This is a genomic window from Sinomonas sp., assembly GCF_051955515.1.
GTDB lineage: Bacteria > Actinomycetota > Actinomycetes > Actinomycetales > Micrococcaceae > Sinomonas.
Genome location: NZ_JBQCGQ010000315.1, coordinates 1 through 7,989 on the forward strand (window position 1 = coordinate 1; position 7,989 = coordinate 7,989).

Below are 7,989 nucleotides of genomic sequence, written 5' to 3' on the forward strand. Positions count from 1 at the left end.
TGTGGCCGGCTACGCCGGCGCGCTGCTTCACTCTATCCGATTCCGGTCGTTCTCTCCGATTCGTGCGAGTGCTGCGGCGTAGTCATCGATGGTGCGGGCCTGCCCCCGGGGATTGACCACGCTGTAGCGGATGACGCCGCCGCCATCGAGGATGAACGTGCCGCGCAGCGCCATCCCGCTGGCCTCATCGAAGACCCCGTACCTCCGTGCAACTGCGCCGTGCGGCCAGAAGTCGGCGAGAAGCTGGAACGAATAACCCTCCGACTCCCCGTAGGCCCGCAGCGCGTACTTGCTGTCGACCGACACGGCGAGCACCTCGGCGCCCGCCTCTGCGAAAATCTCGGGCCTGTCTCGGATGGCTCCGAGCTCGCCCGTGCAGATCTGCGAGAACGCGAACGGGTAGAACACCAAGACCACCGGGTGGCCCCGGAGCGCTGAAAGTCGGACGGGCTCGCCGAACTGGTTCGACAGGGAGAAGTCGGGGGCCCTGTCCCCCGGGCCGAGCGCTCCACCTGGAACGCCGGGTCCGGAAACGGTCACTTCTTCCGAGCTAGACGAGTCGCGTGCCAATCCTTGGAGACGCCGGCCGTCGAGGTCGAATGCAGTCCAGCAGTGGGCGCCGCCTCCTGGACCTCAACCGGCGGCACATGTCCATCGCGCCCCTGCTTGGGGGTCAGCAGCCAGATCACACCGTGGTCCTCAAGCGTTGTCTGAGCATCGACCAGCATGTCCACGAGGTCGCCATCGCCGTCACGCCACCACACGAGGACAGCATCCACGACGTCATGATCGTCCTCGTCGAGGAGCTCGGAGCCCACCGCGCCCTCGATCGCCTCCCTGAGATCGAAGTCGACGTCCTCGTCGTAGCCGAACTCCTGGATCAGGTCTCCGTCCTTGAAACCCAATCGCCCCGCCACATTGCTCCCTGCGGCGGTGTCGGTCTCGCCCACGTTCTTTCCTCCTCGCGCGTTTCGTCTACACCCCATGTTCGCAGGCCCCGGAATCAGTGCGCCTTCCATGAGTGCGCCTGCTCCCGGCACCTGCTCGCACGCGGAATGTATGTATAAGCCAACACCGTTTGGCCCGTAGCATCAAGCGCACGCGCTGCGCGGGCACCTCCGACGCGACTAGAGTGACAGGGAGCGCGCCGCTGCTCTGGCCGGGGAACCCGGCCGCCTGAAGGAGCGCTTACACGAAAACGGGCCTGAACGTTGAGGCCCAGCGACGATATTGCCCGACGTCCGGCAGCCACCAGCTCCGGTCCTCCGGGCTCGAAGAGAGGTTGGACGTGTCTGTAGGAGAGGAAACCTCGCACATCCTCAGCGGCCTGACGAATCAGCTGCCGGACCGCGACCCCGAAGAGACCTCCGAGTGGATCGAGTCTCTTGACGCCCTGATCGAATCACAGGGCACCGAACGCGCGCAGTACATCATGCGCAGTCTCCTCCAGCGGGCAGGCTCGCGCAGCGTAGGCGTTCCGATGGTCACCACGACCGACTTCGTTAACACGATCCCCGCGGACCAGGAGCCCGAGTACCCGGGCAACGAAGAATATGAGCGACGCTACCGCGCCTATATGCGGTGGAACGCCGCCATCATGGTGCACCGCGCACAGCGGCCGGGCATCGGGGTGGGCGGACACATTTCGACGTACGCGGGTGCCGCAACGCTCTACGAAGTGGGCTTCAACCACTTCTTCCGGGGCAAAGACCACCCGGGTGGCGGCGATCAGATCTTCTTCCAGGGCCACGCCTCCCCCGGAATGTACGCTCGCGCGTTCATGGAGGGTCGCCTCAGCGCGGAGGACCTCGACGGCTTCCGACAGGAGAAGTCCCACAAGGGACACGCGCTGTCCTCGTACCCGCACCCCCGGATGATGCCCGAGTTCTGGGAGTTCCCCACGGTCTCCATGGGCATCGGCCCAATGAATGCGATCTATCAGGCCCAGACGAACCGGTATCTCCATAACCGGGGCATCAAGGACACGTCGGACCAGCACGTGTGGGCGTTCCTCGGGGACGGCGAGATGGACGAGCCGGAGAGCCGCGGCCTGCTGCAGCTCGCGGCGAATGACAACCTCGACAACCTGACCTTCGTCGTCAACTGCAACCTCCAGCGCCTCGATGGCCCGGTGCGCGGCAACGGCAAGATCATCCAGGAGCTCGAGGCCTTCTTCCGGGGTGCCGGATGGAACGTCATCAAGGTCATCTGGGGACGCGAGTGGGATGCCCTGCTCAAGAAGGACGACAACGGGCAGCTCGTCAAGGTGATGAACGAGACCCTGGACGGCGACTACCAGACGTACAAGGCCGAGTCCGGCGGGTTCGTCCGCGAGCACTTCTTCGGCAAGACGCCGGAGACGAAGGAGCTCGTCGCCGACTACTCGGACGAGCAGATCTGGAACCTCAAGCGCGGCGGCCACGACTACTGGAAGGTCTACGCCGCATACAAGGCCGCCACCGAGTTCAAGGGCAAGCCGAGCGTCATCCTCGCGATGACCGTCAAGGGGTACGGCCTCGGTCCGCACTTCGAGGGCCGCAACGCGACCCACCAGATGAAGAAGATGACGCTGCAGGACCTCAAGGACTTCCGCGACCACCTGCGCATCCCCATCACCGATGACCAGCTCGAGGCTGACCCGTACGCACCGCCGTACTACCACCCTGGCATGGACTCCCCCGAGATCCAGTACATGATGGATCGGCGCAAGATGCTCGGCGGCTTCCTGCCCGAACGGCGCGACCCGCATCAGGGCATCGCACTCCCGTCCGAGAAGGCGTACGAGGTGGCCAAGCGCGGGTCTGGCAAGCAGCAGGCCGCCACCACCATGGCGTTCGTCCGCCTGCTCAAGGACCTCATGCGGGACAAGGAGTTCGGCCAGCGAATCGTTCCGATCATCCCGGACGAGGCCAGGACGTTCGGCATGGATGCGTTCTTCCCGACGGCGAAGATCTACAACCCCAAGGGCCAGAACTACCTCTCGGTGGACCGCGACCTCGTCCTCGCATACAAGGAAGCTCCTCAGGGCCAGATCCTCCACGCGGGCATCAACGAAGCCGGCTCGGTCGCGGCCTTCACGGGGGCGGGCACGTCGTACGCGACCCACGGCGAGACCTTGGTCCCGGTGTATGTCTTCTACTCGATGTTCGGCTTCCAGCGCACGGGCGACGGCATCTGGGCTGCGGCAGACCAGATGGCCCGCGGCTTCATTATCGGCGCGACCGCCGGCCGGACCACTCTGACCGGCGAAGGAACGCAGCACGCCGACGGGCACTCGCCGCTTCTCGCCTCGACGAACCCGGCGGTCGTGACCTACGACCCCGCCTACGGGTACGAGATCGGCCACATCGTGAAGTCGGGCATCGAGCGGATGTACGGCGGGAACCACCCAGATCCGAACGTCATGTACTACATCACGGTATACAACGAGCCGATCGTCCAGCCCGCCGAGCCGGAAGAACTCGACGTCGAGGGCGTGGTGAAGGGCATCTACCTCTTGGCTCCAGCCAAGATCGATGGGCCTCGCACTCAGCTGCTCGCCTCGGGCGTTGCCGTTCCGTGGGCGCTCGAAGCACAGCGGATCCTCGCCGAAGAGTGGGGCGTCTCGGCCGACGTGTGGAGCGTGACCTCGTGGAACGAGCTTCGCCGCGACGGCCTCGCCGCCGAGGAGGAGGCGTTCCTGAATCCGGGCCAAGAGCCGCGCATCCCGTTCGTGACCCAGCAGCTCGCCGGGGCGACCGGGCCGATCGTCGCGGTTACCGACTATATGAAGGCGGTCCCGGACCAGATCCGGCAGTTCCTCCCGAATGAGTTCGCGACGCTCGGCGCCGACGACTTCGGGTTCGCTGATACGCGGGCCGCCGCGCGTCGGTACTTCCACATCGACAGCCACTCGGTCGTGGTGCGCGCGCTGCAGATGCTCGCCCGCCGCGGCGAGGTCGACGCGGATGCGCCCCGTCAAGCGTTCGAGCGGTACCGGCTGCTCGACGTCAACGCTGGGACCACCGGCAACGCCGGCGGCGAGAGCTAGCCTTCACCTCGCACGACGTCGCCCCGCCGACACGATGACGACGGCGGCGCTCCCCCCCGTTGGGGGCGCCGCCGTCGTCCTTGTGCGGGAAGGCTTCTTGTAGCCTTCGCACAAATTCGGGGGACGGCGGGGGGAAGCCTATGCTTCTTCACATGCCCCACCAGCCCCAAGCCGCCGGAGGCACCCGGAAGGCGCGCCTGACCGTCTCCCCGGCGAAGGCCGAGACGCTCAAGAAGCTGCGAAGCAGCGTCGGTCAGCTCTCGACGACCACGACGCGCGAGCTTGAGCGCGCACTCCCCTGGTACGGACGGCTGAGCGCCGACGAACGCTCCGCCCTCGGTCTCGTCGCCCAGAACGGCATTGCAGCTTTTGTGACCTGGTACGAGCGCCCGACTCTGCCCTCGTGGGTGCTCTCTGACGTCTTCGGCAACGCCCCCACCGAGCTCACCCGGTCCATCAGCCTCCAGAAGGCGCTCCAGCTCATCCGCATCGTCGTGGAGGTTGTCGAGGAGCAGGTGCCCCATCTGGCGCCGGAGGAGGACCAGCCCGCGCTGCGCGAGGCGGTCCTGAGGTACTCGCGCGAGGTGGCGTTCGCGGCGGCCGACGTCTACGCACGGGCCGCCGAGACCCGCGGATCGTGGGACACGCGGCTCGAAGCCCTCATTGTCGACGCAATCCTGCGCGGTGAGAACACGGACGCACTCCGATCCCGGATCGCGGCCCTCGGCTGGAAAGCCCAGGAGCATTTCGCAGTCATGGTGGGCAGCTCCCCGCTCGAGCCCAGCCCCAGCTACGTGGGAGAGATGCGCCGCGCCGCCGGGCGCTATGCCAAGGACGCACTGGTGGGCATCCAAGGGGAACGCCTGATCCTCATCCTGGGCGGCATCGAGGACGACGAGACGGCGTATGCGCGGCTCAGCGAGCTGTTCGCTCCGGGTCCGGTCGTCTTCGGTCCGCGGGCCGAGAGCCTCCCGGAGGTGAGTTCGTCGGCCCAAGCCGCGTTTGCCGGCCTCTCGGCGGCGCGAGCTTGGCCCAACGCCCCCCGCCCCGTCGCCGCGGACGATCTGCTCCCCGAGCGCGTGGTTGCCGGCGATGACGCCGCGCGGCGGGCTCTCGTCCAGAAGATCTACCGCCCCCTCCTCGCCGCCTCCAACGGTCTGGTGGAGACGCTCAGCGCCTACCTCGAACTCGGCCACTCACTGGAAGCGACCGCGCGCGAGCTGTTCGTGCATGCCAACACGGTCCGCTATCGCCTTCGACGGGTCTGCGACGTGACGGGCTGGGACCCCCTGCTCCCCCGCGAGGCCTTCGTCCTGCAGACCGCGCTCGTTGTCGGACGGCTCTCCGCCAACCCAGCGGGACGGGACCGCGGACCGCGGGCAGGAGCCTGAACTGGACCCGCGTGACCGGGTCCGTGCGCCCACCCGTTGTAGACTTCCTACAACCCGTGTTCTGGAGCTTGGTGCGTGGGGGCACCGCTGGAACTGCTCGCCCTTTGGAAAGCTGGAAACGTGCTAGCAATTGTCTGCCCTGGACAGGGCTCCCAGACGCCGGGCTTCCTTGCCCCGTGGCTTGAGCTGCCGTCCGTCGCCGAGCATCTCGGGGCCCTTGGCGAGGTCGTCGGCCTCGACCTCGTGGCCCACGGAACCACGTCTGACGAAGAGACGATCAAGGACACGGCGGTCGCCCAGCCCCTGATCGTCGCCGCGGGCCTCGTGGCCGCCAAGACCCTGTTCGATGTCGAACTGTCGACCCTTCCTGTGGTCCTCGCCGGGCATTCGGTCGGCGAAATCACTGCGACCGCCCTCGCGGGTGTGCTGAGCGAAGCTGACGCGATGAAGTTCGTGGGCCTCCGTGCCCGCGAGATGGCCAAAGCCGCAGCGGTCACCCCCACGGGCATGACGGCCGTGCTTGGAGGCGACCCCGAAGAGGTCCAGCGGGCCATCGAGGCGGTTGGAGCGACCGCCGCCAACGTCAATGGCGGCGGGCAGATCGTGGCCGCCGGAACACTTGAGCAGCTCGCAGCCCTCGCCGCCAATCCGCCAGCGAAGGCGCGTGTCATTCCGCTCAAGGTCGCCGGCGCCTTCCACACTCAGCACATGGCCCCTGCGGTCTCCGCGCTCGAGGAGCTGCGTCCCAGCCTGTCCGTCGAAGACCCGACCGTTCCCCTGCTGTCCAACCACGATGGCCGCGAGATCGCTTCGGGCTCGGCTGCTGTTGCCAGCCTCGTGGCTCAGGTCTCGCGGCCCGTCCGCTGGGATCTGTGCATGGAGACGCTCAAGTCCCTCAACGTCACCGGGCTCATCGAGCTCGCTCCCGCGGGCACACTCGCAGGCCTCGCCAAGCGCGGGCTCCCCGGGGTGAAGACCGTTGCCGTCAAGACGCCCTCGGACCTCTCGGCGGCCCTCGAGCTCTTCGCCGCAGATGCAGAACAGGCCGCCTCCACGGAAGAGGAGCCAGTATGAGCACCCCAACCCTTCGCCAGGCCCCGGTCCACCAGCACTCGCGGATCCTCGGCATCGGCGCCTACCGCCCGTCAGTCGAGGTCACGAACGACGACGTGTGCCAGTGGATCGACTCGTCCGATGAATGGATCCGGCAGCGCACGGGCATCGTCACCCGCCATCGCGCACCGGCCGACGTGGACCTCATCGACATGGCCGAGGGCGCCGCTCAGGAGGCGATCGCCAAGGCTGGCATCGAGGCCGCACAGCTGGGTGCCGTCATCGTCTCGACCGTGACGCATCCCTATGCCACCCCCTCCGCGGCAGCGCTGCTGTGCGATCGGCTCGGCGCAACTCCTGCGCCCGCCTACGACATCTCCGCTGCATGCGCCGGCTACTGCTACGGCGTCGCCCAGGCGGACGCCCTTGTAAGGTCGGGCGCAGCGGAGTACGTGCTTGTCGTCGGCGTCGAGAAGCTCAGCGACTTCATCGACAACTCGGAGCGGAGCATCTCGTTCCTCCTGGGCGACGGCGCAGGTGCCGTGATCGTCGGCCGTTCGGAGACACCGGGCATCGGCCCGTCGGTCTGGGGTTCCGATGGCAGCAAGTGGAACACCATCGGGATGACCCATTCGCTCCTTGACGTCCGGGACCTCTCTGAAGAGGCCGAGAGGGATGGCGCCGGCAACGCCGCAGCTGTGCTCGGGACCGAGGCCAAGATCTGGCCGACCCTGCGGCAGGACGGGCAGTCCGTGTTCCGCTGGGCCGTCTGGGAGATGGCCAAGGTGGCCAAGCGCGCACTCGACGCCGCTGGAATCGAGCCCGCAGACCTCGCCGCGTTCGTGCCGCATCAGGCCAACATGCGTATCATCGACGAGATGGTCAAGCAGCTCAAGCTGCCCGAGAGCGTCGTCGTCGCCCGCGACATCGCGGACGCCGGCAACACTTCGGCGGCGTCGATCCCGCTCGCCGCGCACCGACTCCTCTTGGAGAACCCCGAACTGAGCGGCAAGCTCGCGCTCCAGATCGGTTTCGGTGCCGGGCTCGTGTTCGGCGCTCAGGTCATCACCCTCCCCTAGTTCCACGGCGCTTCGGGTACCACCGCCCGCGGCGCCAGAAGCCAAGCCGCACAAGCGGCTTGCCCAGCCAGCCGGCGAGAGCCGGCGATCGAGAAAAGGAGCCGACATGGCTAGCAACGAAGAGATCCTCGCCGGCCTGGCCGAGATCATCAACGAGGAGACCGGCCTGGCGCCCGAGGCTGTCCAGCTGGACAAGTCCTTCACCGACGATCTCGACATCGACTCGATCTCGATGATGACCATCGTGGTCAACGCCGAGGAGAAGTTCGGAGTTCGTATCCCCGACGAGGAGGTCAAGAACCTCTCGACCGTCGGTGACGCCGTGGACTTCATCGCCAAGGCCCAGGCCTGATCAACCCCTTGCGACGGCCCGCACCCGTCGGTGGCGGCCGTCTGTTGCCTCCCGCCCCCCTCCCCCGCTCTGATACCGAAAGGG

Annotated in this window: 7 protein-coding genes; 5 read left to right on the forward strand and 2 right to left on the reverse strand. The window is 67.1% G+C overall.

The window, feature by feature from the left end; translation table 11 throughout:
• Window positions 1-27: 27 nt before the first annotated feature.
• Together ACTHL9_RS18670 and ACTHL9_RS18675 are read right to left on the reverse strand one after the other, a co-directional pair.
• Window positions 28-540, reverse strand: a complete 513-nt coding sequence (locus ACTHL9_RS18670; protein WP_440520759.1) for a peroxiredoxin — start codon at window positions 538-540, stop codon at window positions 28-30.
• The gene (locus ACTHL9_RS18675) at window positions 537-950 is read right to left on the reverse strand and encodes a DUF3052 domain-containing protein (protein WP_440520760.1); all 414 of its coding nucleotides are present in this window, start codon (window positions 948-950) and stop codon (window positions 537-539) included. The genes ACTHL9_RS18670 and ACTHL9_RS18675 overlap by 4 nt, the downstream gene beginning before the upstream one ends.
• A gap of 338 nt (window positions 951-1,288) precedes the next feature.
• Between ACTHL9_RS18675 and aceE the strand changes: the two genes are divergently transcribed.
• From aceE to ACTHL9_RS18700, 5 genes are all read left to right on the forward strand, one after another.
• Window positions 1,289-4,030: a pyruvate dehydrogenase (acetyl-transferring), homodimeric type gene (gene aceE, locus ACTHL9_RS18680; RefSeq protein WP_440520761.1), complete on the forward strand. Its 2,742-nt coding sequence runs from the start codon at window positions 1,289-1,291 to the stop codon at window positions 4,028-4,030.
• A 152-nt stretch (window positions 4,031-4,182) separates the two neighbouring features.
• Window positions 4,183-5,421 carry a PucR family transcriptional regulator gene (locus ACTHL9_RS18685; RefSeq protein ID WP_440520762.1) on the forward strand — a complete coding sequence of 413 codons (1,239 nt, stop codon included), beginning with the start codon at window positions 4,183-4,185 and terminating at the stop codon, window positions 5,419-5,421.
• A 120-nt stretch (window positions 5,422-5,541) separates the two neighbouring features.
• A complete protein-coding gene (locus ACTHL9_RS18690; RefSeq protein ID WP_440520763.1) occupies window positions 5,542-6,495 on the forward strand; it encodes an ACP S-malonyltransferase in 954 nt (317 codons plus the stop codon).
• The gene (locus ACTHL9_RS18695) at window positions 6,492-7,553 is read left to right on the forward strand and encodes a beta-ketoacyl-ACP synthase III (protein WP_440520764.1); all 1,062 of its coding nucleotides are present in this window, start codon (window positions 6,492-6,494) and stop codon (window positions 7,551-7,553) included. The genes ACTHL9_RS18690 and ACTHL9_RS18695 overlap by 4 nt, the downstream gene beginning before the upstream one ends.
• Window positions 7,554-7,659: 106 nt before the next feature.
• The gene (locus ACTHL9_RS18700; RefSeq protein ID WP_440520765.1) at window positions 7,660-7,905 is read left to right on the forward strand and encodes an acyl carrier protein; all 246 of its coding nucleotides are present in this window, start codon (window positions 7,660-7,662) and stop codon (window positions 7,903-7,905) included.
• The last annotated feature ends 84 nt before the right edge of the window (window positions 7,906-7,989 follow it).